The sequence below is a fragment of the Gammaproteobacteria bacterium genome, from assembly GCA_009845905.1.
Taxonomy (GTDB): Bacteria; Pseudomonadota; Gammaproteobacteria; order Steroidobacterales; family Foliamicaceae; genus Foliamicus.
In genome coordinates this window covers 565,153-590,921 of sequence record VXYS01000009.1, presented here as the reverse complement: position 1 = coordinate 590,921, position 25,769 = coordinate 565,153, and the positions used below count along the sequence as shown (strand labels likewise).

General features: G+C 66.4%; 24 protein-coding genes. 11 read left to right on the top strand and 13 right to left on the bottom strand.

Annotated features, from left to right (window positions below):
* Positions 1-54: 54 nt before the first annotated feature.
* Genes argH through F4036_10100 form a run of 8 tightly spaced genes read right to left on the bottom strand, consistent with a single transcriptional unit; the run spans position 55 to position 8,201 of the window.
* Positions 55-1,314: an argininosuccinate lyase gene (gene argH / locus F4036_10135; protein MYK38101.1), complete on the bottom strand. Its 1,260-nt coding sequence runs from the start codon at positions 1,312-1,314 to the stop codon at positions 55-57.
* Positions 1,248-2,183, bottom strand: a complete 936-nt coding sequence (argB, locus tag F4036_10130; GenBank protein MYK38100.1) for an acetylglutamate kinase — start codon at positions 2,181-2,183, stop codon at positions 1,248-1,250. The genes argH and argB overlap by 67 nt, the downstream gene beginning before the upstream one ends.
* On the bottom strand, positions 2,180-3,196 hold the full coding sequence (locus F4036_10125) for an N-acetylornithine carbamoyltransferase (GenBank protein MYK38099.1): 1,017 nt from the start codon (positions 3,194-3,196) through the stop codon (positions 2,180-2,182). Before F4036_10125 ends, argB begins: the two co-directional genes overlap by 4 nt.
* The gene (locus tag F4036_10120) at positions 3,189-4,400 is read right to left on the bottom strand and encodes an aspartate aminotransferase family protein (protein MYK38098.1); all 1,212 of its coding nucleotides are present in this window, start codon (positions 4,398-4,400) and stop codon (positions 3,189-3,191) included. The genes F4036_10125 and F4036_10120 overlap by 8 nt, the downstream gene beginning before the upstream one ends.
* Positions 4,391-5,440: an N-acetyl-gamma-glutamyl-phosphate reductase gene (gene argC, locus F4036_10115; GenBank protein ID MYK38097.1), complete on the bottom strand. Its 1,050-nt coding sequence runs from the start codon at positions 5,438-5,440 to the stop codon at positions 4,391-4,393. Before argC ends, F4036_10120 begins: the two co-directional genes overlap by 10 nt.
* Complete coding sequence (locus F4036_10110; protein ID MYK38096.1) at positions 5,437-6,498, bottom strand: molybdopterin-guanine dinucleotide biosynthesis protein B; 1,062 nt, start codon at positions 6,496-6,498, stop codon at positions 5,437-5,439. The genes argC and F4036_10110 overlap by 4 nt, the downstream gene beginning before the upstream one ends.
* Entirely contained in the window at positions 6,491-7,717 is a 1,227-nt protein-coding gene (argG, locus tag F4036_10105) for an argininosuccinate synthase (GenBank protein ID MYK38095.1), read from the bottom strand. Before argG ends, F4036_10110 begins: the two co-directional genes overlap by 8 nt.
* Before the next feature lie 25 nt (positions 7,718-7,742).
* Positions 7,743-8,201: an arginine repressor gene (locus tag F4036_10100; protein ID MYK38094.1), complete on the bottom strand. Its 459-nt coding sequence runs from the start codon at positions 8,199-8,201 to the stop codon at positions 7,743-7,745.
* Positions 8,202-8,477: 276 nt separating this feature from the next.
* Here F4036_10100 and F4036_10095 point away from each other — a divergent pair, with 276 nt between their 5' ends.
* Positions 8,478-9,452: an ABC transporter ATP-binding protein gene (locus tag F4036_10095; GenBank protein ID MYK38093.1), complete on the top strand. Its 975-nt coding sequence runs from the start codon at positions 8,478-8,480 to the stop codon at positions 9,450-9,452.
* 14 nt (positions 9,453-9,466) lie between these two features.
* Here the strand turns inward: F4036_10095 and F4036_10090 are convergent, their stop codons facing one another.
* Together F4036_10090 and F4036_10085 are read right to left on the bottom strand one after the other, a co-directional pair.
* Positions 9,467-10,378, bottom strand: coding sequence for an FtsX-like permease family protein (locus F4036_10090; protein MYK38092.1), 912 nt, complete (start codon positions 10,376-10,378; stop codon positions 9,467-9,469).
* Positions 10,375-11,043, bottom strand: a complete 669-nt coding sequence (locus F4036_10085; GenBank protein MYK38091.1) for an ATP-binding cassette domain-containing protein — start codon at positions 11,041-11,043, stop codon at positions 10,375-10,377. The genes F4036_10090 and F4036_10085 overlap by 4 nt, the downstream gene beginning before the upstream one ends.
* Before the next feature lie 72 nt (positions 11,044-11,115).
* On the opposite strand from F4036_10085, the gene rsmD reads away from it, so the two are divergent.
* The 3 genes from rsmD to ggt are packed head-to-tail and all read left to right on the top strand — an operon-like array spanning position 11,116 to position 13,933.
* The gene (rsmD, locus tag F4036_10080; protein ID MYK38090.1) at positions 11,116-11,685 is read left to right on the top strand and encodes a 16S rRNA (guanine(966)-N(2))-methyltransferase RsmD; all 570 of its coding nucleotides are present in this window, start codon (positions 11,116-11,118) and stop codon (positions 11,683-11,685) included.
* Between the two features lie 23 nt (positions 11,686-11,708).
* A complete protein-coding gene (gene coaD / locus F4036_10075) occupies positions 11,709-12,212 on the top strand; it encodes a pantetheine-phosphate adenylyltransferase (GenBank protein ID MYK38089.1) in 504 nt (167 codons plus the stop codon).
* Complete coding sequence (gene ggt / locus F4036_10070; GenBank protein MYK38088.1) at positions 12,212-13,933, top strand: gamma-glutamyltransferase; 1,722 nt, start codon at positions 12,212-12,214, stop codon at positions 13,931-13,933. The genes coaD and ggt overlap by 1 nt, the downstream gene beginning before the upstream one ends.
* A 158-nt stretch (positions 13,934-14,091) precedes the next feature.
* Here the strand turns inward: ggt and mutM are convergent, their stop codons facing one another.
* Together mutM and F4036_10060 are read right to left on the bottom strand one after the other, a co-directional pair.
* Positions 14,092-14,907 (bottom strand): bifunctional DNA-formamidopyrimidine glycosylase/DNA-(apurinic or apyrimidinic site) lyase, encoded by an 816-nt coding sequence (gene mutM, locus F4036_10065; protein ID MYK38087.1) that lies wholly within the window; start codon positions 14,905-14,907, stop codon positions 14,092-14,094.
* 24 nt (positions 14,908-14,931) lie between these two features.
* A complete protein-coding gene (locus F4036_10060) occupies positions 14,932-15,792 on the bottom strand; it encodes an MBL fold metallo-hydrolase (protein ID MYK38086.1) in 861 nt (286 codons plus the stop codon).
* Between the two features lie 147 nt (positions 15,793-15,939).
* Between F4036_10060 and ilvD the strand changes: the two genes are divergently transcribed.
* The 7 genes from ilvD (at position 15,940) to F4036_10025 (ending at position 24,716) form a co-directional block, all read left to right on the top strand.
* Positions 15,940-17,673 carry a dihydroxy-acid dehydratase gene (gene ilvD, locus F4036_10055; GenBank protein ID MYK38085.1) on the top strand — a complete coding sequence of 578 codons (1,734 nt, stop codon included), beginning with the start codon at positions 15,940-15,942 and terminating at the stop codon, positions 17,671-17,673.
* Positions 17,674-17,755: 82 nt separating this feature from the next.
* On the top strand, positions 17,756-19,462 hold the full coding sequence (gene ilvB, locus F4036_10050; GenBank protein MYK38084.1) for a biosynthetic-type acetolactate synthase large subunit: 1,707 nt from the start codon (positions 17,756-17,758) through the stop codon (positions 19,460-19,462).
* A complete protein-coding gene (gene ilvN, locus F4036_10045) occupies positions 19,459-20,049 on the top strand; it encodes an acetolactate synthase small subunit (GenBank protein ID MYK38083.1) in 591 nt (196 codons plus the stop codon). Before ilvB ends, ilvN begins: the two co-directional genes overlap by 4 nt.
* Positions 20,050-20,106: 57 nt before the next feature.
* Positions 20,107-21,093 carry a ketol-acid reductoisomerase gene (gene ilvC, locus F4036_10040; protein MYK38082.1) on the top strand — a complete coding sequence of 329 codons (987 nt, stop codon included), beginning with the start codon at positions 20,107-20,109 and terminating at the stop codon, positions 21,091-21,093.
* Between the two features lie 100 nt (positions 21,094-21,193).
* Entirely contained in the window at positions 21,194-22,684 is a 1,491-nt protein-coding gene (locus F4036_10035) for an aldehyde dehydrogenase family protein (protein MYK38081.1), read from the top strand.
* Positions 22,684-23,895, top strand: a complete 1,212-nt coding sequence (locus tag F4036_10030; GenBank protein ID MYK38080.1) for a D-galactonate dehydratase family protein — start codon at positions 22,684-22,686, stop codon at positions 23,893-23,895. Before F4036_10035 ends, F4036_10030 begins: the two co-directional genes overlap by 1 nt.
* A 77-nt stretch (positions 23,896-23,972) precedes the next feature.
* Entirely contained in the window at positions 23,973-24,716 is a 744-nt protein-coding gene (locus tag F4036_10025) for a heme-binding protein (protein ID MYK38079.1), read from the top strand.
* A 21-nt stretch (positions 24,717-24,737) separates the two neighbouring features.
* Here F4036_10025 and F4036_10020 read toward each other — a convergent pair whose 3' ends face one another.
* A complete protein-coding gene (locus F4036_10020) occupies positions 24,738-25,742 on the bottom strand; it encodes a sugar kinase (protein ID MYK38078.1) in 1,005 nt (334 codons plus the stop codon).
* Positions 25,743-25,769 lie beyond the last annotated feature (27 nt).

Below are 25,769 nucleotides of genomic sequence, written 5' to 3'. Positions count from 1 at the left end.
GGGCGTTGAGCTGCTCGGGACGATCGAACGCCCTGGGATGCCATATTCTGCCGCTCACTCTTTCTCCTGCTCCGCCACCTGCCGGTACGCTTCGCGAAAACTCAATCCCCGCTCGACCGCCAGCCGGTTGGCGCGCTCGGCGGCGTGCAGACCCCGGGCGGACGTCAGCTCCCCGCAACGCTCCGGGTTGAAGCGCAAAGCGCGCACTATACGGCAAACGACTTCGCAGCTTTCGCCGGCAAGATCGACCACGCGGAAAAGTGGCGCCTTGATGCGCTGCAGGTCGCGCTGATAACCGGAGGGCAGTGATGCAGGTATGCCAAGGATTTCCAGCAGTGAAGCGCGCGCGGTGGCGCCGGCGGCGCGCACCAGCTCCAGGGCGTCGGCGTTGCGCTTCTGGGGCATGATGGACGAACCGGTGGTCACTTCCGGCGCCAGGTCAACGAGCGCAAACTCCTGCGTGTAAAACAACAGGAGGTCGCCCGACAGCCGGCCCAGGTCCTGGACCAGAAGCGCGCATTCGAACGCCAGCCCGGCTTCGGCCTTGCCGCGCGACAGCTGCACGGCCGTGACCGGCTCATGCACTTCGGCAAAACCAAGGGCCTTGCGGGTGCGTTCACGATCGAGCTTCAGCCCGGGCGCGCCGAAGCCCGCGGCGCTGCCCAGCGGGTTGCGGTCCAGTCGGCGCACGGCGGACCGAAGGCCGGCCGCGTCGTCGCGCAGTTCCGAGGCATAGGCGCCCGCCCACAGAGCCACGCTGCTCGGCATGGCCTGCTGCATGTGCGTGTAACCGGGCAACGGCAAACCGCCCTGACTCTCACCGAGATCGTCCAGCGCTGTGGCAACCTCTTCGGCGGCATTCCGCAGGGATGAAGCGGCGTCCTTGAGATACAGGCGCAACGCCGCCAGCACCTGGTCGTTGCGCGAACGTCCTAGGTGCACGCGGGCGCCGGCGTCGCCGATCCGCGCTACAAGGCGCCGCTCAAGGGCCGTATGCACGTCTTCTTCTTCGAGCGAAATGGCCCAGGCCCCGGCCGCGTGACCGGCGGCAAGTTCGCCCAGACCTTCGACGATCGCGGCGTGATCCCCCTCCGTCAGGTAGCCTGCCGCGTGCAACATGCCGGCGTGCGCGATCGAGGCCTTCACGTCGTACTCGACCAGGCGCGCGTCCAGGATGTGGTCCTCGCCGGCCGTGTAGCGCAGGACCGTTTCGTCCAGCTTGCCGCCCTTGTCCCACAGGCGCGTCATTATTTCGCCGCCTCCTGCTCCGCCGCGGAGAGCGCATCGATGCTGCGCACGACCAGCGTTCCGCATCCTTCGTTGGTGAATACTTCGCGCAGCAACGCGTCCTGCGTGCTCCCGGACACCAGGTGAACCCGCGGAACACCGCCCGTGATGGCGGATTCGATGGCCGTGGCCTTGGGCAGCATGCCGTCGCCCAGCGATCCCTGTTCGCGTAGCTTGCGCAATCCGGCGAGATCGATATACGACAACAGCGTGGACGGATCGGAGCGATCCTCGAGTATGCCTGGCGCGGCCATCGTGAGAACCAGTTTCTCCGCCTTGATGGCGACCGCCAGCGAAGCGGCCACGGTGTCGGCATTGATATTCAGCAGATTGCCCTCGCCGTCGGCCGACAGCGGGCTTACGACCGGAATCAGGCCTTCCCCGAGGGCAAGATCCAGAACCGCCGGCTCGACTTCGTCGATGTCCCCCACAAAGCCGAAATCCACCGGTTCGTCGCCCGCGTCTTCCATCTTCACCGGCGGGCGGCGATGGGCCGTCACCAGGCCGGCGTCGACCCCGGACAGGCCGACCGCGGGGATACCGCAGGCCCGGCAGGCGGCGAGCAATTGCGTGTTGACCTCGCCGTTCAGCACGTACGAGGCCACCTTCAGGTCTTCCGGCCCGGTTACGCGGCGGCCGGCCACCATCCGCGCCTTGTGTTTCAGGCGCTCGGTCAGTTCGGTCGACTGCGGTCCTCCGCCGTGCACGATCACCACCCGCACGCCCAGCGCCTGCAGGACCCCGGCCTGCTCGACCAGAGCTTCTATGCGGCTGCTGCGGCTCAAGACCTCGCCACCCAGCTTCACGACGAAAACGCGGCCACGGTACAAGCGCAGATACGGCGCCGCGGCCCGCAGCGCCCCGAAGCCGGTGCCGCTCGGACGCGAGCGGTTCACAGTCCCGGCCCCAGCATCGCGTAGAGCACGGCCATCTGCACCCACATCCGATTGCGCGCTTCCGGCACAACTACGCTGCGCGGCCCGTCGAGCACTGCCTCGCTCACCACCACGTTGCGGCGCACCGGCAGGCAGTGCATGAACCGGCAATCCTCATCGGCTGGCGCGAACCAGTCTTCGTCGACGCACCAGTCCTCGTGCCGGTTGCGCAACTGGTAGTCCTCGTGCTTGTCGCCGTAATGAACCGTCGAACTCCAGGATTTGGCGTACAGGACGTGCGCGCCGTCAAGCGCCTCGGAGCGGTCGTCCGTTTCACGGATCGACCCCCCGGAACGCCCGGCCAGCGTACGGGCCTTGTCCATGACCTGGGGCGGCAGCTCGAACCCGTCCGGGCGGAGCACGGTCACGTCCATTCCGCGCATGGCCGCCATCTGGATCGTCGCCGCCGGCACGGCAAGCGGAAGCGCCAGCGGATGGTAGGCCCAGCTAAGGACGAACTTGCCCCCCGAAACCGGGGCGCCCAGGTCGTCCATGGTCTTCCAGTCGGCCAGGCTCTGGCAGGGATGGTTGATCGCCGATTCCATGTTGATCAGGGGCGTTGAAACCAACTCCGCCATGCTCCGGTACTCGCGGTCTTCCAGGTCCTCCACCAGGTCGCGGCGCTCGGCGAACGCCCTCAGGCCCAGCGCGTCGCCGTACGAGGCGATCACCGGCACCGCTTCCTTGACGTGTTCGGCCGCGGCGCCGTCCATCACGATTCCGGGCCGCGTCTCCAGCCCGTGGATGGACATTTCCGGCGAGATCACGAACGCGCCTCCGCCCAGGCGGGTCATGGAAGCCTGAAACGAAGCCAGCGTTCGAAGCGATGGATTCAGAAACAGCAGCGACAGCACCTTGCCTTTCAGGGCCTCCGGTTCCGGATGCTCTTCCAACCGGCCGGCCAGGGCCAGAAGCGCCGCTATCTGCTCGGGCGAAAAGTCCGCAAGGTCGTCGAATCGTTGGATGTCACTCATTTGCCTGCTCCTGATGAGGGCCGAGTTGATGCACGGCGGCGGCCAGTTGCGCCGCCTCTTGTTCGCGCAGGTTAAGCGGGGGCATCAGGCGCAGCCATTCGGGCAGCGCACTGGTCCCGGTAAGAATGTCCACCGCAAGCAGGTCGTCACGAACCTGCCGCGCGCCGCCGGAGCATTTCAGGCCCAGCAGCAGCCCGCGCCCGTCGATCGCCGTGACCGGGCCCGCAATGCAGGTCGAGCGGATCTGTCGCTCCCGCTCCGCGGCCTGCGCCGGAAGCTGTTCCTCTTCCATCGCGTCCAGCACCGCCTCGATGGCCGCGCAGGCGAGCGGACCGCCGCCGAAGGTCGTGCCCAGGTCGCCGCCGCCGAGCTGGACGGCGATATCCTCGCGCATCAGCAGCGCCGCGCAGGGAAAGCCCGCGCCCAGGGACTTGGCGGCCGTGATCATGTCCGGCGCCACGCCCGAGTGCGAGATAGCGAACGGCAGGCCGCTTCGACCCATACCGCACTGCACCTCGTCGGCGATCAGGAACGCGCCTTGCCTGTCGCAGGCGGCGCGCACGTCGCGCAGGAATTCGTCGCTCAGGGCGAATGCGCCCGCGAGGCCCTGTATGGGCTCGAGAATGACGGCGGCGGTTTCTTCATCGATGAGAGATGTCGCGGCGGCGGCGTTATCGCGGGGTGCGAAGGCCACGTCGAAAGGCATTCCCGGAAACCCGTACCAGCGCTCGCGCGCGCCCCAGGTTACCGCGCCGGCGGCCGCGGTGCGGCCGTGAAAACCATGCTCCAGGGCGACCACGCGCGAGCGTCCCGTGAGCTTGCAGGCCAGGCGCAGAGCGTTCTCGTTGGCTTCCGCCCCCGAATTGACGAAGAAAACCCGAGCGAGCCCCGGCGGCGCGAACTCCGCAAGCTTGTCGGCCGCGCGCGCACGCACGCGCAACGCCACCGCGTTGCTGGCGAACAGCAGTTCGCCGGCCTGCCGCCGGATGGCCTGCGTCAGCCGCGGATGCCCGTAGCCGAGGGCGCATACCGCGTGCCCGCCGTAGAGGTCCAGCAAGCGGCGGCCATCGGCGCAGTTGAGGTAAGCGCCGTCGCCCGACACGACCTCGAACGGAAATTGCGCGTACACCTGGGCCAGGTGCGCAGCCTCGGCCCCGCGCACATCGGCGGCGGCCGCCGTCCCTGACGCGACGCTCACGTCCACGCCGGACCCGCGGCCGCAAGGCCCGCGGTCTCCTCAAGACCGTACAGGCGATTCATCCATTGCACGGCGCCGCCGGCCGCACCCTTGACGAGATTGTCCAGCACCACGAAGACGGCCACCGAACCCTGGTCCGCAGTGAGCCCGATATGGGCATGGTTGCCTCCAACCACGTCCTTGAGCTTCGGCGGCCCGTCGATCACGTGCACGAAAGGAGCCTCGGCATAGGTATCCGCAAACGCCTCCCTGATGCGCTCCGCGCTGACGGACTGCTTGAGCCCCGCCTGCATCGTCACGTAGATCCCGCGCGCGAACGGCCCCGAGTGCGGCACGAAGCGCAGATCCGGCCGCACGCCGCTCACCGCCTCGCACACGGCCTCAACCTCCGGCGCGTGCCGGTGATTGAGCGGACGGTAGGCGAACATATTGGAATGCCGGACCGGATGATGAGTGGTCGGAAGAGGTTGTTTGCCGGCGCCCGTGCTGCCGGTAACGCCGCTGGCGAACAGGGGCGTAGCGGTGAGCCCGTGGCGCATCAGGGGCACCGACGCCAGCAGCAATGCGCTGGCGAAACAGCCGGGATGGCCGATATGCCGCGTGGCGGCCTCCGGGCGGTGTTCCGGTAACGCGCAAGAGAACGAAGGCAGCAGTTCCGGTGCGCCATGTGCTGCGCCGTAAACCTGCTCGTACGCATCCGCGTCGGCGAAGCGAAAGTCCGCCGAAGCATCGACGATGCGGACCCGGGCTCCCCGGTCGTCGGCCACCTTCAGCGCTGCCGCGATCAGACCCGCGCTTGCGCCATGCGGAGCACAGGAAAAAACAGCGCAACGCTCCCCAAGCACCTCGTCCAGCTCGGAGAAGGGCCGGAACCGAAACTCCGGCCAGATGCCCGTGAGGTTGGGAAACACGGATTCCACCGCCTTGCCCGCGTTGCTTTCGGAAATCGCCCCGGCGATACGGAAATCCGGATGACCGGCGAGGATGCGCAGCAGTTCGCCCGCCACGTACCCGGAAGCGCCCAGAATTACGGCCGGAATGCTCATAACCGCCCCAGCGAGACGTTGCGGGCCACGAACTCGCCGAGCTCCGCGCTTTGCGTCAGCGCGTTATAGCCCGGCACGCCGACCCGCTGCCCCAGGATGTCCAGTCCCACCTGGTTGTCCGTGGCCGGACCTGTAACGGCGGCCACCTCGATCCCGTAAAGCTCCTTGAGCAGCCGCGCCCCGCCCCAGGCGGCGACGGGATCGCTGGCGCACAGCAGCAGGCAGGAAATGGACGAGCGTATCCCGTCGTCGGCGAGGATGGCCTCCACGCCATAGGCGCCCAGTATGCCGTCGCCCAACTCGAACAGGATCACGTCGGGCGCTGCCGCCGCCATCTGCCGCAGCATCGAACGCACCAGGGTCGGTGCGTTCTCCGGAGCCGTGCTGACGATCCCGAAATCGGTGAAGATCGCGGTATTTCGCGCGCCGGCGTCCTCCATCGCGAGGATGTCGCGGCGCAGCGATACGCCGGTGGCCTTGAAGGCGTCCACCACGTAGCCCTCGTGCCGCAGCCGGCCGATAATCGCACAGGCTGCCGCGGTCTTGCCCGAGTTCATGCAGGTTCCGGCCAGGGCCACGACCGGAACGCCCCCGAGGTTGAGTTCGCCCGGCCCCTCGCCATCCAGCGCCTGCCCACCGACCCGCGCGGGCACGCCGACCCGTTGGCCCAGGTACGGGAACTCCAGCACCACTCCCAGAACGCGCACGTCGAAGGGCGAACCCATCGTGGCGTTGACGGAGTCGCACACGCCTATGACGCCGCCTATGTTGAGCAACTGCAGGACGTCGCCGCGCTTTACGGTCTCCGGCAGGTGGCCGGAATACCCGAACAGGGCCTTGCGGTGGCCCAGGGCGCCCACCACGATATCGCCGCTGCGCACGCGCGCCATTCGGCCGCTGGCCAGTTCCAGCCGGTTATACGAGGATTTGTCGTTCAGGACTTCCACGGCCACGATCACGCCTTCCTCGCTGGGAATGCTCTCGCCCACGCGCAATTCGCGCCCCAGTTCGAGGCCCGAGGCGACCGAGGCCATCTTGTCGATCACTACGCTACGCATCGCTGCCACCTCCTTCGGCCGATTCGCCCACGCGACTGTGCAGCATGCCGGGCAGCGCCATGACCCGGGCCGCGCCCAGCGCATCGCGTGGAGACCATTCCCCGGCCTTCTCCCCGTACACGCCCCGGCTTGCGGCCAGCAGCGAATGGGGCGATTCGACGCCGCGGACCCAGACGGCTCCCGGCTGCAGCGCCAGGTGCACGCGGCCCGATACCCGCGCCTGCGAACTGTCGAAATAGGCCTCGATATCCCGGCAGACCGGATCGAGTTGCTTGCCCTCGTGAACCAGGTCGCCGTAGACGGCCGCCAGCGTGTCCTTGACCCGCATCTGTCCCGCGCCCAGCGTGAGTTTTTCCAGTTCGCGATGCGCGCACAGGAGTATCTCCGCGGCCGGAGCTTCGTAGGCCACCCGGCCCTTGGAGCCGAGAATCGTGTCGCCCAGGTGGATGCCCCGGCCGATTCCGAACCGGCTCCCGGCGGCTTCGAGCGTCTCGATCAGCTCCACGGGCTGCATGGCTTCGCCGTCCCAGGCAACCGGCAGCCCCACCTCGAATTCCAGTTCATGCGACTCCGGGAGACGCGGATCCTCCAGCGCACCCGCTGACAGCACCCAGGCCTCTTCCGGGATGGAGCCCGCGGAAGTCAGGGTCTCGCGGCCGCCTATCGTCACGCCCCACAGGCCCCGATTGATCGAGTAATCGCCGCCCTGCGGAAGTTGCGGCGCGCCGCACTCGGCCAGGTACGCGACCTGCTCACGGCGCTGGAAGGACTCGTCGCGCACCGGCGCCAGCACGGTAATTTCGGGCGCCAGCGCGCGCATGGCCATTTCAAAACGGAACTGGTCGTTGCCGGCGGCTGTGCAGCCGTGCGCCACGGTGTCGCTGCCCAGCTCCTGCGCGGTGCGGGCCAGGATTTTCGCCTGCACGCCCCGCTCGGCGCCCACGCACAGCGGATACGTGTGCCCGCGCCGCACGTTGCCGGCAATGAGATGGCGGATCACTTCATCGAAGAACTGCGGGCGCGCCTCCACCAGCAGATGCCGCCGGGCGCCCAACGCCAGGGCTCGGCGCTCCAGCGATTCGGCCTGGCCGGAATCGATGCCGCCGGTATTGACCGTCAGCGTGACCACCGGGCACCGATACTTCTCGCTCAGCCAGGGCACGCAGAACGAGGTATCCAGTCCGCCGGAATAGGCCAGCACTATGGGAGATGTGCTCATGGGTTGTTGCCGGTTTGCCTTGAGTTCAGGAAGAAACCGGGGCCATTTCGCGGCGCAGGCGCGCCAGCAATACCTGCTGTTCGTCCCGGTTGCGGGTGGCGACGAAGATCGTGTCGTCCCCGGCCACGGTTGCCACGATCTCGGGCCAGCCGCAGCGATCGAGGAACAGCGCTATCCGCTGGGCCGCCCCGGTCGCTGTGCGCACGATCGCGAGGTTGGGTCCGGCGTTGGCCAGGCCACGCACATAAGTGGCAAGCGTTTGCCGGTCCCCCTCGGAAATATCGGAGGACGCAACGGAGTACGCGCGCCCCCGCTTGACCGCGCCTATAACAGACAAGTCACGGCTGATGCACGACTGCGTAACGCGAATGCCGCGCTCCGCCAGCAGCCGGCCGAGTTGCGCCTGGCTGCCCACGGTCTGACCCGCGATGATGTCCGCGATGACCTCGTGGCGGCGGGCCATACTGTCCGTCCCCGTTGGCATAAGATGCTCATAATAATAAAAGAAGGCGCATATTATGCACACAATCCCGGCCAGCACAACCCCGGCCGCAACGTAATGCAAGCCCCTCGGTTCCTCTTGCAAGCGGTGCCGGCTTGAGCCCTTCCTTTGCTCCCCTCCTCGTGGGAGCGTTGGAGCAGGGACAGCGAGAATCGAGCCAGGATGGCGTCTCCAACGAGGAGGTGAGCAAAGGAAGGGCGGGATCGAAGCGACAAAGACACTTTCCTTTGCCGTGCGCGCGCTGCACAATGGACCGCCGTGGACGCACTCTCCCTGAAAGGACTCGCCAAGGTCTATCCCAACGGCGTAGAGGCGCTCAAGGGCATCGATCTCACCGTGCGCGAGGGCGAATTCTACGCGCTGCTCGGCCCCAACGGCGCCGGCAAGACCACCGCCATCGGCATCATCACCACGCTGGTCAACAAGACCGCCGGCAAGGTCCGCGTGTATGGCCATGATCTCGATACGAATCCGGCCGCGGTAAAACGATGCATAGGCGTAACGCCGCAGGAAGTGAACCTCAACATGTTCGAGCGGCCGATGCCCACGATGATGCACCAGGCCGGGTACTTCGGCCTGACCCCGCGGCAGGCCCGGCGCAACGCCGAAAAGTGCCTCAGGGCGGTGCGTCTATGGGACGAGCGCAACATGCTGACCCGAACGCTTTCCGGCGGAATGAAGCGGCGCCTGATGATCGCCCGGGCGATGGTGCACGAACCGAAACTGCTGATCCTGGACGAGCCCACGGCGGGCGTGGATATCGAGATCCGCCGTTCCATGTGGGACCTTCTGCAGGAAATCAACGAACGGGGCGTGACCATCATCCTCACCACCCATTACCTCGAGGAGGCCGAACACCTTTGCCGACGTATCGCCATCCTCGACCGGGGCGAAATCGTGGTCGAGGACCGCATGGAGCATGTGTTGCGGCAGTTGCCGGAACAGCACTTCGTTATTTCATTGCAGCAGGCGGCCAGCCCGGGTCAGAAATTCGCGGGATTCCAGGTTCATTGGCGCAGCCGCTATGAAATGGAAGTGGAAGTTCCGGCAACGCGCAGTCTCAACGAGTTCTTCGAGTTGCTGAACGCCGCCGGCATACAGGTGCTGAGCATCCGCCACAAGACCAACCGGCTGGAAGAACTGTTTGTCCGCCTGACCATGCCCGACCTCCCCAAGCTGCCCGACCGCGAACCCGGGTCCGCCCTCGAACAGCCCGACGCGGCGAAGGCCTAGGGGAGCGAAACCGCCTACTCCATCGTTCGGAGCTGTCCGGCGACCGCCCGCCAGGCGCCGAGCCAGCCGGTAAGTACGCCTATCCCCAGGATCGCCAGTTCCTGTCGCCACGAGGCGCCGCTCAACGCGCGATCGCTCTCGTACAGGGCCATCAGGTCGGCGAAAGTACCGCCCAGCGTCCACAGGCCCAGCCGCACCAGCAGAACCGCCAGCAGGCCTCCTCCCAGGCCGTACCAGAACCCCTGGTAAAGGAACGGCCGGCGCAGGTAGCCGCGGCTGGCGCCCAGCAGCGACATCACTTCGACTGCGTCCCGCTGCCTCTGTATTTCAAGCCTTACCGTATTCCCGATGATGACGACAAGCGCCACCAGTACCATGACCAGGATCAGCAGCATTGCCTGCCCGGCCAATGCCAGTATGGCGCTCATTCTCTGCAGCCACTGCGTGTCGGCCCGTACCTGGTCCACTTCCTCCAGCGTGGCCGCGGTGTCCTGCAGCGCCAGGAATTCGTTCTCCGAGGCGCCCGGCGCGGGCGCTATGACGAGCGTCCACGGCAGGGGGTTTTCCTCCAGGGTCTCGATCGCCGCGGCAAACTCGCTGCGGCCCTCCATGATCGCAAGGGCTTCCCCGGGGCTGATCCGCCGAACCTCCCCGACGGCGGGATTGCGCTGAAGGTCGGCGGCCAGTTGTTCGGCCACCGCAACGCTTACGTTCGGCTTGAGGTAAATCGAAAACGAGCGCGCTTCGCCCCAGGCCGCAGCCAGGCCCTCCATGTTCTGCAACACCGCGCTCAGGCCCGCGGGCAGGGCCAGCGGCAGCCCGATCGCGGCCACCGTCAGCAGGCTGCCCATGGGCTGGCGAACCAGCCGAACGGCTTCCGACCGGCAGCAGGCGAGGTGCCGCTCGAGATAGCGCATCAGATTCATGACGGCGTAGTGTCGGAGTCCACCCTGCCCTTCAGCAGGCTGATTCGGCGGGCGGGCAATGATTCGATCAGCCCCACATCGTGGGTGGCCACCAGCGCGGTCACACCGTAACCCACCAGGCGCCGAAACAGCTTCATCACCTCGCGCGAAAGTTCAGGATCCAGGTTGCCGGTCGGCTCGTCGGCCACAAGGAGCTCCGGCCGGTTCACTACGGCCCGGGCGATGCCGAGTCGTTGCTGCTCTCCCTGCGACAGCAGCCTGGGGAACCGGCGGGCGCTTTTCAGAAGCCCCACCGAATCGAGCGCCGCTTCGGTCCGGCGACGCACCTCGCGTTGACCCAGGCCGGAAATATGCAGCGGCAGTGCGACATTGTCGAAGGCGCTTCGATCCTCCAGCAGAAGGTTGTTCTGGTAAACGGTGCCGATTCGACGCCGGTGACTGCAGACGGCCCGCCGTTTCAGCCGTCCGACATTGCGGCCCAGCACGAACACCTGGCCTCTGGTGGGCCGCTCTATCGCCGCCAGCAGCTTGATCAGCGTGGTCTTGCCGGCGCCCGAAGGCCCTGTCAGATAGGTGAATTCGCCCGGCTCGACGGAGAGGCTGACCTCCGACAATGCTTCCGCGCCGCCGCGGTAGCGCATGGTTACTTCCTGAAGGCGAATCATGGACCTGCTGTCTGTCCTGCCGGTGCCTTTGCTTCAACAGCGGGCGTGAGCGCGAAATGATACTCTCGCGCCATGCCGTCCAGTAAACATCGGGGCCAGGTTCGGATCGCCGGCGGTAGTCTTCGCGGGCGCCTGATCGAAGTGCCGCCCACCGCGCGGCCCACGCCCGTTCGCGCCCGCGAAACCCTGTTCGACTGGCTCGCGCCGGAGGTGCGCGGGGCGCACTGCCTGGACCTGTTTGCCGGCGCGGGTGCACTGGGGCTGGAAGCGCTGTCGCGCGGCGCGGCTCATTGCGTATTCGTGGAGTCGGAGCGCTCGGCAGCCGGGATGCTGCGCCGGGTCGTGGACGAATGGGAAGTGGCAGGCAGCGTCGAACTGGCCGATGCAGCCGGCTGGCTTGAGAAATCCGGCGCGCGCAAGCGCATGGACATCGTGTTCATGGATCCGCCCTTCGGAAGCGGCCTTGCGGCGCGCTGCTGTAAACTGCTTGCCCGAAACGGATGGCTCGCGGACAATTGCCGCCTGTACCTGGAAGCCGGCAAGCGCGACCCGTTGATTGAACTACCGCTGGAACTGGAAATGCTGCGCGAAAAAGTTGTCGGGGACGTGCGCATGACGCTGGCCGGCCGGAAACGGCCTTAGCGTCGCGACACCAAGCCAGAAACATGAACGCAAGGCGGAGCAGCGCAGGTACCCGGCGGGGAATCATGTATCCCGGCACCTTCGACCCCATTACCAACGGCCATTCCGACCTGGTCAGCCGGGCCGCGGCGCTGTTCGACGAAGTCGTCGTGGCCGTGGCGGCAAGTCCCTCGAAATCGCCGATGTTCGACCTGGAGACCCGAATCCGCCTGGCCGCCGAAGTGCTGGCCGACGTGCCTGAGGCGCGCGTTGAAGGATACGAAGGTCTGACGGTGGAATATGCGCGCGCCAACGGGCTGCACGCAATCCTTCGCGGACTGCGCGCGGTCAGCGACTTCGAGCACGAATTCCAGCTCGCCAGCATGAACCGGCGCCTGGACCCGTCGATAGAGACGGTATATCTGACACCCTCGGAGGGCTACGCCCATGTCTCGTCGTCCCTGGTCCGGGAGATCGCGGGAATGGGCGGAGACGTATCGAATTTCGTACACCCGGTAGTAGTGACCGCGCTCAAGGAGCACCTGTAATGAAATTGATTCCGCCCCGGGCCGGCCAATTCCTGCTGCCGGCCCTTCTGCTATGGATTGCCGCAGCCGGCGGCGCTCACGCCGAAGACGGGATGGGCAAGGTTGCAAGGGCAACCGGCCCCGGGCACGCAGCCATAGCAAGTGCCCATCCCGCCGCCACCGCTGCGGGCTTCGAAATTCTCTCCCGGGGCGGCAACGCTTTCGACGCGGCCGTTGCGGTCAGCGCCGCGCTTTCGGTTGCCGAGCCGCATAGCTCGGGCATCGGCGGCGGTGGTTTTTTCCTTCTCCACCAGGCCGCCGATAAGTCCAGCGTGTTTGTCGACGCCAGGGAAACCGCGCCCGGCGCGGCGACCCGGGACATGTACCTGGACGAGAACGGCGAGCCGGTCCGGCGCGCATCGCTTTCCGGTCCGCTGGCCGCGGGCATCCCGGGGCTGCCGGCGGCGCTTGAGCACATCGCGAACAAGTACGGTCGCCTGCCGCTCGAGCAAAGCCTGGCGCCGGCAATCCGGCTGGCGCGCGAGGGCCTGCCGGTGACCGAGGGGACCCGGAGGCTGCTTCGGGCCCTTCCCCGCATGGGCTCGCCCTCGCCCGCGTTCGTCGAAATATTCATGCCGGGCGGAGAAACGCCGCCCGTCGGCGACCTGATCCGCCGACCTGACCTTGCCGATACTCTCGAAACCCTGGGCTCTCGAGGCGCGGCGGGCTTCTACACCGGTCCCAGGGCCGAACTGATGGTCACGGGCGTGCGTGACGCAGGCGGCATCTGGAGCATGGAGGACCTGGCGGCCTACCGGATTGTCGAGCGGCAACCGCTCCGCTTCCGCTACGGAGAGGTCGAGGTCACTACCGCGCCGCCGCCGTCGGCCGGCGGCGTGGCGCTGGCGCAGGTCCTCAACATGCTCGCACACCGGGGTTTTGCGCAACTTGAGGATCCGGCCCGGACGCACCTGCTGGTCGAGGCGATCCGGCGCGCGTACCGGGACCGTGCCGAGTATCTCGGCGACCCGGACTTCGTTCCGGTTCCGGTCGAGCGGCTGATCCATCCCTGGTACGCCGACGGGTTGCTGGCCAGCGTGCGCATGGATCGCGCCACGCCCAGCGACACTCTGCCCGGTCCGATCAGTCAGCGGCCCCTGGGAACCGACACCAGCCACTTCTCGGTGCTGGACAAGGACGGCAACCGCGCCGCGGTAACGCAGACGATCAACACGCTGTTCGGTTCCGGTTTCGTCCCGCCGGGCACCGGCGTGATCCTGAACAACGAGATGGACGACTTCTCGGTCAAGCGGGGAACGCCCAACGCATTCGGGCTCGTGCATTCGCATGCCAACGGGATCGAACCGGGCAAGCGGATGCTCTCCAGCATGACGCCCACCTTCCTGGAGTCCGAGCGCGGCCTGGCGATCCTCGGCACGCCCGGCGGCAGCCGCATCGTGACTATGGTGCTGCTGGGTGCGCTGGCCTGGATGGAGGGCGCGGACGCGGAAGGCATCGTCAGCCTGCCCCGCGTTCACCACCAGTACATTCCGGACTCGGTGTCGTTCGAGGCCGGCGCGATGGACAAGGATCTACAGGCAGCGCTCGCGGAGCTGGGCCACGAATTGCGGGAATCTTCACGTCCCTGGGGCAACATGCAGGCAATCACCCACGAATACGCCGACGGCACGCTTACCGCCGCCAGCGACCCCCGCCGAAACGGCGGCTCCGACGTTCGCTAACGACTGGCGGCGCTTCGATTCCGCCTTTTCTTCGCTCCCTTCGTCCGGGAGACACATGAACCCATCCGTGGGGCTTGGTTCCGCCATCCATGGCTCACAAACTCCCGGACGAAGGGAGCGAAGAAAAGGCTAAGGGGCGTCCCGCCCTCCATCGCCTACTATCTCTGGCAGCGCACGCAGTAGTAGCTGGCGCGCTGCCCGATAACTCTGCGCCTGACCTTCGAACCGCACTGCCGGCAGCTCTGACCCTCCCGGCCATACACGTCCAGCCGCTGGGCAAAGTAACCGGGTCGGCCGCTTGCGTCGGCGAAGTCGCGCAACGTGGTTCCGCCCGACTCGATGGCTTCGCCCAACACGTCGCGAACGACCCGGGCCAGCACCTCGTAGCGGCGCAAGGCGATCCGGCCGGCGGCCCGGCGCGGGTGAATTCCCGCCCGGTAGAGCGACTCGCTGGCGTAGATGTTGCCCATCCCCGCGACCACCGCCGGCATCATCAGATACGACTTCACGGCAACCCGCCGGCCAAGCGAGCGCTCCTTCAACCACTCGCCGCTGAATTCGGCGCTGAAGGGCTCGGGACCGAGATCCGCCAGCAGCTTGTGGCGCAAGGGTTGGCGCCCGCCCCACAGCAGGCTGCCGAACTTTCGCGGGTCGGTAAACCTGAGGGCCTTGCCGCCATCGAAAACCACGTCATAGTGATCGTGGATGTCCGGCTCGGTCCCGGCCGCCACGACGGAGAAGCTGCCCGACATTCCCAGGTGGGCGATCGCCGTTCCACGCTCGCTTTCCAGCAGGAGGTACTTGGCCCTGCGCCCAACGCCGAGCATCGTGGCACCGGTGAGCTTGCGCTCCACCTCCCCGGGAATCGGCCATCTCAGCCGCCGCTCGCGCACGACGACCCGATCAACCCGCGCGCCCGCCACCAGCGGCTCGATGCCGCGGCGGGTCGTCTCGACCTCGGGCAGCTCGGGCACGCTGCCTCCGCGCGGGTCCGCGCGCTACCAGCCCATCTCGTGGAACTGGGCCATCCGCAGCACGAAGGCGGGCAATTGCGATTCATAGCCGCGCAGGTGCTCGAATTCCGGGAAATGCAGCTTGCCGGCGATCGCGGCAACCGGCGTGCCGGCTTCCAGTTCCCGGCCCACCGCCTCGATGATCGCTTCCATCCAGCGCCGCCGGATCACGACCGCGTCCTTGCCCGCCCGGGCCGGTCCGTGCGCGCCGATCATCAGGTCAAAGTCCATGGCCTCGATCTCGCGCAGCGAACGCAGGTATTCGATGAGGTCGTAATCCGGCATTGTGCCCAGGCCTATGAAGCCGTCTGTCGCCAGGTCCGCCAGGTAGATCGCCCGCTCCTCGGGAAAGTCGAAAACCAGCAGGCAATCGCCGTGGTTCTCGCCCAGATAGCGCAGATGGAAACTCTCGTCGCCCAGGCTGAAAAGCGTGTTTCCGGAGATGGTCCGGTCCGGGATCACGAGGTCCGGATTGGGATTGCGGAAGAAGAACTTCAGGCAATTCTCGTGGCTGATGAACTCGGCGCCCTCGTCCTTGAAGATCTGCCCGCCCAGCACGTGGTCCCAGTGTTCATGGCTGTAGATCACGTAGCGCACCGGCAGGTCCGTGACTTTCGCGATCTCCGCCCGATAGACCTCGGCGGCCTCCGGGCTGATCGGATCGGTAGCGATGACCCCTTCGTCCGTGACCACGAAGATATTGCGGATTCCCCTGCGCCAGAAGGTATAGAGGCGATCGGAAATCTTCGTGGTCTCGTACTCCTTGCTCCAGTCCTGCGCCATGACGTCCGCGTTCCACGCGAGCGGCAGCGATGCGATCAGTGCGAGCATCAGCGTTTTCTTCATATCGTCCTCCCGGTCAGAAGCCGTAAATTTACAGCCATTCACAATATCTTGCGCAATTTAGCGGATATTCAATCTACCCCTCGCTGATGTAAGATGTTTTGCCTCGCTGGCGCGAGTCGCCGGCGCGGGTAAACCAGGCCTGGGGAAATGAGAAGCGACACCGTAAAGCGTGGCATCGAAAGGGCGCCACACCGCTCCTTGCTGCGCGCCACCGGCATCGTGCGCTCGGACGAGGACTTCGAGCGCCCGTTCATCGGCATCTGCAACTCGTTTGTGGAGCTGATCCCCGGCCATGTACACCTGCAGGGGCTCGGCGCGATCGCCCGCGATGCGGTGCGCGAGGCGGGCGGCGTGCCGTTCGAGTTCAACACCATCGGCGTGGACGACGGCATCGCCATGGGTCACATCGGCATGCGCTACTCGCTGCCGTCGCGCGAACTGATCGCCGACTCGGTCGAGACCATGGCCCAGGCCCACTGGCTGGACGGCCTGGTGTGCATTTCGAACTGCGACAAGATCGTGCCGGGCATGCTGATGGGGGCGCTCAGGATCAACATTCCTACGGTGTTCGTGTCCGGCGGTCCGATGAAGGCCGGCAAGCTGCCCGGCGGCAGCAAGGTGGACCTGGCCAGCGTGTTCGAAGCGGTGGGACGCCACCAGAAGGGCGACATGAGCGATGAAGAACTCGCCCAGTTGGAGCAACTGAGTTGCCCCACCTGCGGCTCATGCTCGGGCATGTTCACCGCCAACTCCATGAACTGCCTGGTCGAGGCGCTGGGCCTGGCTCTGCCCGGCAACGGCTCCATCCTCGCCGTGGATCCGCGCCGCGAGAAACTGGTGCGAAAGGCCGGCGCCCGCGTAGTGGAACTTGTCGAACAAGATCTCAAGCCCCGCGACATCGTCACTGCCGACGCCTTCGACGACGGATTCGCGCTCGACATGGCGATGGGCGGTTCCACCAACACGGTGCTGCACCTGCTGGCGGCCACGCACGAAGCGGAAGTGCCCTACGACCTGGACCGGATCAACCGCATGGCTGACCGCGTGCCCTACATCTGCAAGGTGTCGCCGGCCACGCCGGACGTGCACATGGAAGACGTGGAGCAGGCGGGCGGCGTGCAGGCCATCCTCAAGGAACTGGACGCCATCGGCGTTCTGAACTCGGACCGTCCCACCGTGGCCGGAAACTTCGGCGAGCACCTCAGGAATGCCGAGGTGCAGAACCGCGCCGTGATTCGCGATCGCGCCACCGCGTTTCGCGCCACCGGAGGCCTGAGCGTGCTGTTCGGCTCGCTGGCGCCGGAGGGCGCGATCATCAAGGTCGGAGCCGTGCCGGAGCACCTGCAGCGGTTCGAAGGACGCGCCCGCATCTACGAGTCGCAGGACGAAGCCGTGGAGGGAATCATGGCCGGCGAGGTGCGCGAAGGCGACGTGGTCATCATTCGCTACGAGGGTCCGCGCGGCGGTCCCGGCATGCCCGAAATGCTGCAGCCGACCTCCGCGATCGCGGGCATGGGTCTGGATACCGCCGCCGCGCTGCTGACCGACGGGCGTTTCTCGGGCGCGACACGCGGTCTTTCGGTGGGTCATGTCTCGCCCGAGGCAGCCGCCGGCGGTCCGATCGCGCTGGTCGAGCCGGGCGATCGCATTGTGATCGACCTGAAGCAGCGGCGGGTGGACCTCAAGGTCGACCCGGATGAACTCGAACGCCGGCGGGAACGGCTCAAGCCTTTCCGCCCGAAAATAATGGGTGGCTGGCTGGAGCGCTACACGCATTTCGTGACCAGCGCTTCCACCGGCGCCATCCTGCGCGTGGGCGGTCCCGAAGGGGCCGGGGCGCGCAAAGCTTCCGAACGTCATGAGGAACTTACCCATGTCTAGCGCCAGCACCGCCGCCGCGCTCGCGGAATCCCAGCCGCGCCTTCGCGGCAGAGACGCCGTGCAGCAGTACATCGGCAAGAAGATGTCGGGCGCGGAGATCTTTCTCCACGCGCTGGAAGCGGAGGACGCACGGGTTGTCTTCGGACATCCCGGCGGGGCGGTAATTCACGTATATGACGAAATGGCGCGCGTGAAGCCGAACTTCCAGCATGTACTGGTGCGCCACGAGCAGGGCGGCACGCATGCGGCCGAGGGCTACGCCAAGGCCACGGGCCAGGTCGGAACCGTACTCGTGACCAGCGGTCCCGGCGCCACCAACACCGTGACCGGCATTGCCGACGCGTTCATGGATTCTGTCCCGATCGTGGTGTTCACGGGCCAGGTGCCGATGCCGCTGATCGGCAACGACGCCTTCCAGGAAACCGACACGCTGGGCGTGACCCGCAGCATCACCAAGCACAACTACCTGGTGCGCTCGCCGGACGATATCCCCCGCATCGTGCACGAGGCCTACCACCTCGCGCGCACCGGGCGGCCCGGGCCGGTCGTCGTGGACCTGCCCAAGGACGTGCTGATGGCCGAGGGCGTGTTCCAGTTCGACGAAGAGATCCAGATGCGCGGTTACTCGGTTCCGGACGACTGCGACGAAATCCGCCTGCACCGGGCGGTGCGGATGATCGAGAAGTCGCAGCGGCCGCTGCTGTACGTGGGCGGCGGAACGATCAATTCCAACGCCGCCGAAGTGCTGACCGAGTTCGCGCACCATCTCAATATCCCCGTCACCACCAGCCTGCACGGACTGGGCGCATTCCCCGAGGACGACCCGCTGTCGCTGGGCATGCTCGGCATGCACGGCATGTGGTGGGCCAACCAGGCGGTGCAGCACGCCGATCTCATCATCGCCGTGGGCGCGCGTTTCGACGACCGCGTCACCGGCATGGTGGACCGCTGGGCGCCGCATGCCGCGATCATTCACATCGAGATCGACAAGTCCTGCATCTCCAAGAACATCTACGCCGACCTCGCGTTCAATGCCGACGTGAAATCGGTGCTGGAGCAGCTGCGTCCGCTGGTCAAACCCAAGAAGGTCAAGCGCTGGCTGAACAAGATCCAGGACTGGCGCGACGAGTGCCCGCTGACCTATGCCGACGACGGCGAACTGCGTCCGCAGTACGTGCTCGAGAAGCTGCGGGCCCGGTCCGGCGGCGACGCGGTGGTATGCACCGATGTGGGGCAGAACCAGATGTGGGCCGCCCAGTACCTGAAGTTCACCCAGCCGCGGACGCACATCACCTCCGGCGGCCTGGGGACCATGGGGTTCTCGCTGCCTGCGGCCCTGGGCGCGGGCTTCGGACTGCGCGCCTACGGCATCGACAAGACGGTGATCTCGATCAACGGCGACGGCGGTTTCATGATGAACGCGCAGGAACTGGCGGTGGCTTCGGCGCACGGCATCCCGCTGAAAGTCGTAATCATGAACAACAACTTCCTGGGGATGGTGCGCCAGTGGCAGGAACTGTTCCACGAGAACCGCTTCAGCCATACCGATCTCACCGACACCAATCCGGACTTTGTGCAGCTGGCCCGCGCCAGCCGCTGCGCCGCCCTGCGCGCGGAACGACCGGACCAGGTCGATGACGTGATCGAGAAGGCCTGGAAGATCAACGACCGCCCGGTCGTGATGGAGTTCCGGGTCGTAAAGGAAGAGATGGTGTTCCCGATGGTGCCGGCCGGCAAGTCGTCGGACGAGATGATCACCTCCAGGCACGCGCCGGAGACCTTCGTATGAACGAAGAAGCGATCACGCTGACGCCGCAGCAGCTCATCCGCAAGCGGGCGGCGGGCGAACCCGTGGAGCCGGGAGCGCCCCCGCAGGCCCAGCAGCACATCATCAACGTGCTGGTGGAGAACTCGATGGGTGCGCTGATCCGGGTGGTGAACATGTTCTCCGCGCGCGGGTTCAATCTGGACAGCGTGACGGTGGGCGTAACCGAAGACTCGACGATTTCGCGTATGTGCATCGTGACGCGCGGCAACGACCGGGTCATTTCCCAGATCATCCGCCAGCTCAACCGGCTGGTGGACACGATCGCGGTGTACGACGTCACCGGTACCGATTTCGTCGAGCGGGAACTGTGCATGATCAAGATCCGCTGCACCGGCGAAAAACGCTCGGAGGTGCTGCAGATCAACGAGATCTTTCGTGGAAGAGTCGTGGACGTGACGCCGGACATTCTGGCGCTGGAGATCGTAGGGCCCACCAAGAAAGTCGATGCCTTCGTCAACCTGATGAGAACGCACGGAATCGAGGAAGTCGCGCGCTCGGGGCGCGTGGCCATGCAGAGGGCGCCTCAACCCGCCGGCAGCGAGATTTAAGTCCATTTCAGAAGGGCCACGGGGCCCCGTTTCAATACATTCAGCAAAGGGCCTGATATGAAGATTCATTACGAAGCCGATACGTCCATCATTCGCGGCCGCAAGGTGGCGGTGCTGGGTTACGGAAGCCAGGGGCATGCGCATGCCCTGAACCTCAAGGAAAGCGGCGTGCAGGTCGTGGTGGGGCTGCGCGAAGGTTCCTCGTCGCGCGACGAGGCGGAGTCGCAGGGCTTGCGCGTACTCGACATGGGCACGGCTGCCGCCTGGGGCGACGTGATCATGATCCTGGTCCCGGATCAGCACCACCGGCGCGTCTATGAATCGGCGGTGGCGCCGAACATCGAGGCCGGACAGGCCCTGGCCGTCGGGCACGGCTTTAGTGTGCTGTACGGCCAGGTCACACCACCGGCGGACGTGGACGTATTCATGGTGGCGCCGAAGAGCCCCGGTCACCTGGTGCGGCGGATGTACCTGCAGGGCGCCGGCGTGCCCTGCCTGGCCGCCGTCCACCAGGACGCCACCGGCGGCGCGCTCGACCTGGCGCTCAGCTACGCCGACGGCATCGGCGGGATCCGCGCGGGCGTCATCGAGACCAACTTCAAGGACGAGACCGAAACCGACCTGTTCGGCGAACAGGCGGTGTTGTGCGGCGGCTCGGAGGAACTGATCAAGGCCGGGTTCGAAACGCTGGTTGAAGCCGGCTACCCGCCGGAACTCGCCTACTTCGAAGTGCTGCACGAACTGAAACTGATCGTGGACCTTTACTACGAGGGTGGCCTCAAGCGCATGAACTACTCGGTCAGCGACACCGCCGAGTACGGAAACTACTCGCGCGGACCCAGGGTGGTGGGCGACGCGTCGCGCAAGGCCATGAAACAGATCCTGGCCGACATCCAGTCCGGCGCCTTCGCCCGCGAATGGATCGAGGAGTTCGAGAACGGCGAACCGCGCCTGCACGAACTGCGCGCCAAGACGGCCGCCCATCCGATCGAAGCCGTCGGCGCCGACCTCCGCAAGATGATGAACTGGCTGCCCAAGGACTGACCCTGGGAGCGAGGGCATGACCCTCGCGGCGTCCTCGCCCTCAACCCCGGGAGCGAGGGCGTCCCGCCCTCGAAAGCAAGACGACAGTGACCGCCCCGCAATGAACACCCCCCAAAAGGTTTCGCAGGCGGCGCTGGACTTGCTGGCCGGAGAGCATCGTGCGCTCGTTGGCGGGAACTGGATCGCCGGAGAGGGCGGCGAATCGACGCCGATCATCGATCCCGCGGAAGGCAAAACGATCGCAAGCGTTCCGCCCGCGTCACTGGAGCAGGCGGACGATGCGGTAGCTGCGGCCCGCGCGGCCTTCGTGGACCGGCGCTGGAGCGGACAGACGCCGGCTCACAAGCAGCGGGTGCTTCTGCGCGTGGCGGAACTGATCGAACGCGACGCACAGACGCTGGCGGAACTGGAAACGCTGAACGGCGGAAAGCTCTACGCCGCCGCCCTGCACGGCGAAGTCGCCCATGCCGCCGAGACCTTCCGCTACTACGCCGGCTGGTGCACCAAGCTGCCCGGCGCCACCTTCGATCCCTCGGTTCCGGGTCAGCGCTTCCACGGACTGATCCGCAACGAACCCGTGGGAGTCGCGGTGCAGATCGTGCCGTGGAACGGGCCGCTGGTCATGGCCGCCTGGAAACTGGCGCCGGCGCTGGCGGCGGGCTGCAGTTGCATTCTCAAGCCGGCGGAAATCACTCCTTTGACGGCGCTGTACCTGGGGCGTTTGCTGTTGGAAGCCGGCGTGCCCGAAGGCGTGGTGAGCATTCTGCCCGGTCCCGGCGGCAGATTGGGGCAACACCTGGCCCGTCATCCGCAAGTGAACAAGGTGGCGTTTACGGGCTCCACCGAGGTGGGCAAGCAATTGCTGGCGGATGCGCGCGGCAACCTGAAGCGTCTTTCGCTGGAACTCGGAGGCAAGTCGCCGGTGCTGATCTTCGGCGATGCCGACTTGCCTCGAGCAATTGCCGGAGCCGCCGACGCCATTTTCGCCAACGCCGGGCAGGTATGCGTGGCCGGCTCCCGCGTATATGCCGAAAGCGTCGTTTACCGGGAAGTTCTCGACGGCCTGGGGGAAACCGCGCGCGGGCTCAGGCTGGGGCCCGGCCTGGATCCCGACTCGGAGATGGGGCCGCTGATCAGCGCTTCGCACCGTGATTCCGTTCACGAACTGGTCCGATCCGGCGTCAGCGAGGGCGCGCGGCTGGTCGCCGGCGGAGAACCGCTCGCGGGCCAGGGCTATTTCTATCCACCGACGGTTTTCGCCGATGCCGGTAAAGAGATGCGCATCACGCGCGAGGAAATCTTCGGACCCGTAGTGACCGTAACGCCTTTCGAAACGGCGGCGGAGGCCGTCCATCTGGCCAATCAAAGCCGATACGGCCTGGCGGCGAGCGTCTGGACCGGCGACCTGGCGCGGGGACACGAGACCGCCGAGAACCTGGAGTCCGGCATCGTCTGGATCAACTCGCACGGCATCCCGGAACTTTCGATGCCCATCGGCGGCTACAAACAGTCCGGCTGGGGCCGCGAGCACGGCCTTGAAGGCCTGAAGATCTACATGGAAACCAAGTCGATCATGGCGAGGATGGACTGATGCCGCGGATTGCCGAAGCGCGCGTGATCGTGACCTGTCCGGGACGCAATTTCGTGACGCTCAAAATCGTTACGAGCGATGGCGTCCACGGCCTCGGCGACGCCACGCTCAACGGGCGGGAAATGGCGGTCGTCAGCTATCTGAACGATCACGTGATCCCCGCGCTGATCGGGCGCGAGGCCGACCGCATCGAGGACACCTGGCAATACCTGTACCGGGGCGCATACTGGCGCCGCGGTCCGGTCACGATGACCGCGATCGGCGCGGTGGACACCGCGCTGTGGGACATCAAGGCCAAGGATGCCGGGATGCCGCTCTACCAGTTGCTGGGCGGTCGAAGCCGCGACCGCGTGCTCTGCTACGGCCACGCCAACGGCGAGGACGTGGCCGCCACGGTGGAAGAGGTGGGCCGCTACCTGGAACTCGGCTACAAGGCCGTGCGCGCCCAGTGCGGCGTCCCCGGACTGGCGGAAACCTACGGCGTAAGCAAGGACCGGATGTACTACGAACCGGCCTCGTCGGCGCTCCCCGAGGAGAACGTCTGGTCGTCGGAGAAATACCTCAACTCCGTGCCCGAGCTTTTCGCCACCCTGCGCGAGGAATACGGCTTCACGCCGCACCTGCTGCACGACGTGCATCACCGCCTCACGCCCATCGAGGCCGGCCGTCTGGGCAAGGCGCTGGAACCCTACGCCTTGTTCTGGATGGAGGACCCCACTCCGGCCGAGAACCAGGAGTCCTTCCGGCTGATCCGCTCGCACACGACCACTCCGCTGGCGGTGGGCGAAGTCTTCAACACCATCTGGGACTGCAAGGACCTGATCGAGAACCAGCTGATCGACTACATCCGCTGCACCGTCCCTCATGCCGGCGGCATCACCCACCTGCGCCAGATCGCAGCGCTCGCGGCGCTCTACCAGGTGCGCACCGGCTGCCACGGCGCCACCGACCTCTCCCCGGTGAGCATGGGCGCCGCGCTCCACTTCGACCTGTCGGTGCCGAACTTCGGCATCCAGGAATACATGCGCCACACCGAGGAAACCGACGCCGTTTTCCCCCGCGCCTGGCGCTTCGAAGACGGCTACCTGCATCCGGGCGAAGCGCCCGGCCACGGCGTGGACATCGACGAGTCATTCGCGGCGAAATATCCCTACCGACCCGCCTCACTCCCCGTCAACCGCCTGGAGGACGGCACCCTCTGGAACTGGTAACAGCGGACCACTGAATCCGGACGAGTAAAAACAGGCGTATACTCAGGGTGATTGGCGGGGAGGTCGAGGACACTGCCATGACAACCTCGACATTCAATCCAAGCACCTCCACCAACGGCAGGACGCAGCCCGCGCCCGCTCAACCGCAAAAGACTCTTCGAACCGGCATGCTCGGCATCGTGACGGCCGCCTCGGTAGCAGCCTGCTCCGCGTTCGGCGGAAAGGCCGCGGAAGAGCCGGCTTACAACGTCGTCATCGAGGACGGAGATTTCCAGGTCCGCGATTACGACGGCTACGCGATTGCGGAAACGATGGTCTCGCCTCCTTTCGATGCCGCCACTCGAACCGGGTTCGGCCGGCTGGTGCGTTACATATCCGGCGCCAACAGCGGCAGGCGCAAGATCCAAATGACCGCTCCGGTGGAAATGGAGCCGCGCGGCGAGAAGATCCAGATGACCGCACCCGTGGTCATGAGCCCCGCGGAGTACTCGGGCGCCAGCCAGGGCCCGGCGCTTGCCGGCGCTGCGATGGACAGCTGGAGAATGGCCTTCGTATTGCCCGAGGGCTATACGGCGGAAAACTCGCCGGTCCCATCCAATCCGGCCGTCATGGTCCGGGACGTGCCGCCGCGCCGTGTGGCCAGCGTCCGCTTCGGCGGTTTCATGAGCGACAGGAACGCGGAACGGGAACGCAAGCGCCTTGTTGACTGGCTTGACGACCGGGGCATAGAGCACCAGAGCGATTGGCGGGTAGCGGGATACAACCCGCCCTGGACGATCCCGCCGCTGCGCCGCAACGAGGTGCTGGTTACGCTGCGGTAATCGCCGCTTCGAAAACGCGCTTCAGCGGGAGACAGCGCCGCCGTTGACCGCGTAGCGCATGACCTCGGCGGGCGTGGCGCGAAGCTGATCGCCCATGATGGTGTGCTTGAGCGCGGCCGCGGCGAGGGCGAACTCGGCGGCCCTGACCACCGACCAGCCTTCCGCCAGGCCGTGCAGCACGCCCGCCGCGTAGGCGTCGCCCCCTCCCACCGGATCCACGATCTGGCCCAGGCCATGCGGGTCCAGCTTGGCGGACTCTTCGCCGTTGGTCGCGAAGCCGCCGAGCCTGGGGGCGCCACTTTCGTCCTTGTCGTGCAGCGTTCCCGCCAGGACCGTCATGTGCGGGGCCACGTCCCCGAGCAGGCCGAAGCCGTGCGCCGGGTCCGGAGAAATCTCGTCCGGCCTCGGCTGGTCGAGGATCCAGCGAATCTCCCGGCAACCGCAGAACACCAGGTCGGCCAGCGCAACGATCCTGCGGCAGGCCGCTCCGAAGGCACGGGTATCGGCCCACAGCGCGGCGCGGTAATTGCAGTCGAAGGACACCCGGCAACCCGCTTCCCGCGCCGCCTTCGCGGCATTCTCGCAGGCGTCGGCGGCGGATTCCGAGAGCGCCAGCGTGATGCCGCTCAGATGCAGCCAGTCCGCATCGGCCAGCAGCCGTGACCAGTCGAGATCCGACCAGTCGCAAACGGCGAAAGCCGAGTTTTTGCGGTCGTAAATCACCCTTCCGCCACGCAGCCCGGCGCCACTTTCCAGGAAGTAAGTTCCCATGCGCGCGCCGTCGATATACCTCGTACTGCGCCGCACGCCGGCGGACGCCAGCATGGCGGCGGCGCGGCGGCCCCAGTCGTTGTCCGGCAGGCCGGTCACGAACTGCGCGTCATGCCCCAGGCGCGCGAGCGCGATGATCGTGTTCGCCTCGGCGCCGCCGAAATCCACCTCCAGCGATTGGGTACCGTCCAGCACCTGGCCGCGCGGCGTGGCCAGCCGCAGCATGATTTCCCCGAATCCCGTGATTTTCGCCATAACCGTTCCCGCCAATCAGGCCCTATA

Excerpts from the sequence above, each read along its gene's own strand:
- argH (MYK38101.1), bottom strand. The coding sequence starts at position 1,314 with ATGCGGAACGCTGGTCGTGCGCAGCATCGATGCGCTCTCCGCGGCGGA.
- F4036_10125 (MYK38099.1), bottom strand. The coding sequence starts at position 3,196 with ATGAGTGACATCCAACGATTCGACGACCTTGCGGACTTTTCGCCCGAG.
- argC (MYK38097.1), bottom strand. The coding sequence starts at position 5,440 with ATGAGCATTCCGGCCGTAATTCTGGGCGCTTCCGGGTACGTGGCGGGC.
- F4036_10110 (MYK38096.1), bottom strand. The coding sequence starts at position 6,498 with ATGCGTAGCGTAGTGATCGACAAGATGGCCTCGGTCGCCTCGGGCCTC.
- argG (MYK38095.1), bottom strand. The coding sequence starts at position 7,717 with ATGAGCACATCTCCCATAGTGCTGGCCTATTCCGGCGGACTGGATACC.
- F4036_10100 (MYK38094.1), bottom strand. The coding sequence starts at position 8,201 with ATGCCAACGGGGACGGACAGTATGGCCCGCCGCCACGAGGTCATCGCG.
- F4036_10090 (MYK38092.1), bottom strand. The coding sequence starts at position 10,378 with ATGAATCTGATGCGCTATCTCGAGCGGCACCTCGCCTGCTGCCGGTCG.
- F4036_10085 (MYK38091.1), bottom strand. The coding sequence starts at position 11,043 with ATGATTCGCCTTCAGGAAGTAACCATGCGCTACCGCGGCGGCGCGGAA.
- rsmD (MYK38090.1), top strand. The coding sequence starts at position 11,116 with ATGCCGTCCAGTAAACATCGGGGCCAGGTTCGGATCGCCGGCGGTAGT.
- coaD (MYK38089.1), top strand. The coding sequence starts at position 11,709 with ATGAACGCAAGGCGGAGCAGCGCAGGTACCCGGCGGGGAATCATGTAT.
- ggt (MYK38088.1), top strand. The coding sequence starts at position 12,212 with ATGAAATTGATTCCGCCCCGGGCCGGCCAATTCCTGCTGCCGGCCCTT.
- F4036_10060 (MYK38086.1), bottom strand. The coding sequence starts at position 15,792 with ATGAAGAAAACGCTGATGCTCGCACTGATCGCATCGCTGCCGCTCGCG.
- ilvD (MYK38085.1), top strand. The coding sequence starts at position 15,940 with ATGAGAAGCGACACCGTAAAGCGTGGCATCGAAAGGGCGCCACACCGC.
- ilvB (MYK38084.1), top strand. The coding sequence starts at position 17,756 with ATGTCGGGCGCGGAGATCTTTCTCCACGCGCTGGAAGCGGAGGACGCA.
- ilvN (MYK38083.1), top strand. The coding sequence starts at position 19,459 with ATGAACGAAGAAGCGATCACGCTGACGCCGCAGCAGCTCATCCGCAAG.
- ilvC (MYK38082.1), top strand. The coding sequence starts at position 20,107 with ATGAAGATTCATTACGAAGCCGATACGTCCATCATTCGCGGCCGCAAG.
- F4036_10035 (MYK38081.1), top strand. The coding sequence starts at position 21,194 with ATGAACACCCCCCAAAAGGTTTCGCAGGCGGCGCTGGACTTGCTGGCC.
- F4036_10030 (MYK38080.1), top strand. The coding sequence starts at position 22,684 with ATGCCGCGGATTGCCGAAGCGCGCGTGATCGTGACCTGTCCGGGACGC.
- F4036_10025 (MYK38079.1), top strand. The coding sequence starts at position 23,973 with ATGACAACCTCGACATTCAATCCAAGCACCTCCACCAACGGCAGGACG.
- F4036_10020 (MYK38078.1), bottom strand. The coding sequence starts at position 25,742 with ATGGCGAAAATCACGGGATTCGGGGAAATCATGCTGCGGCTGGCCACG.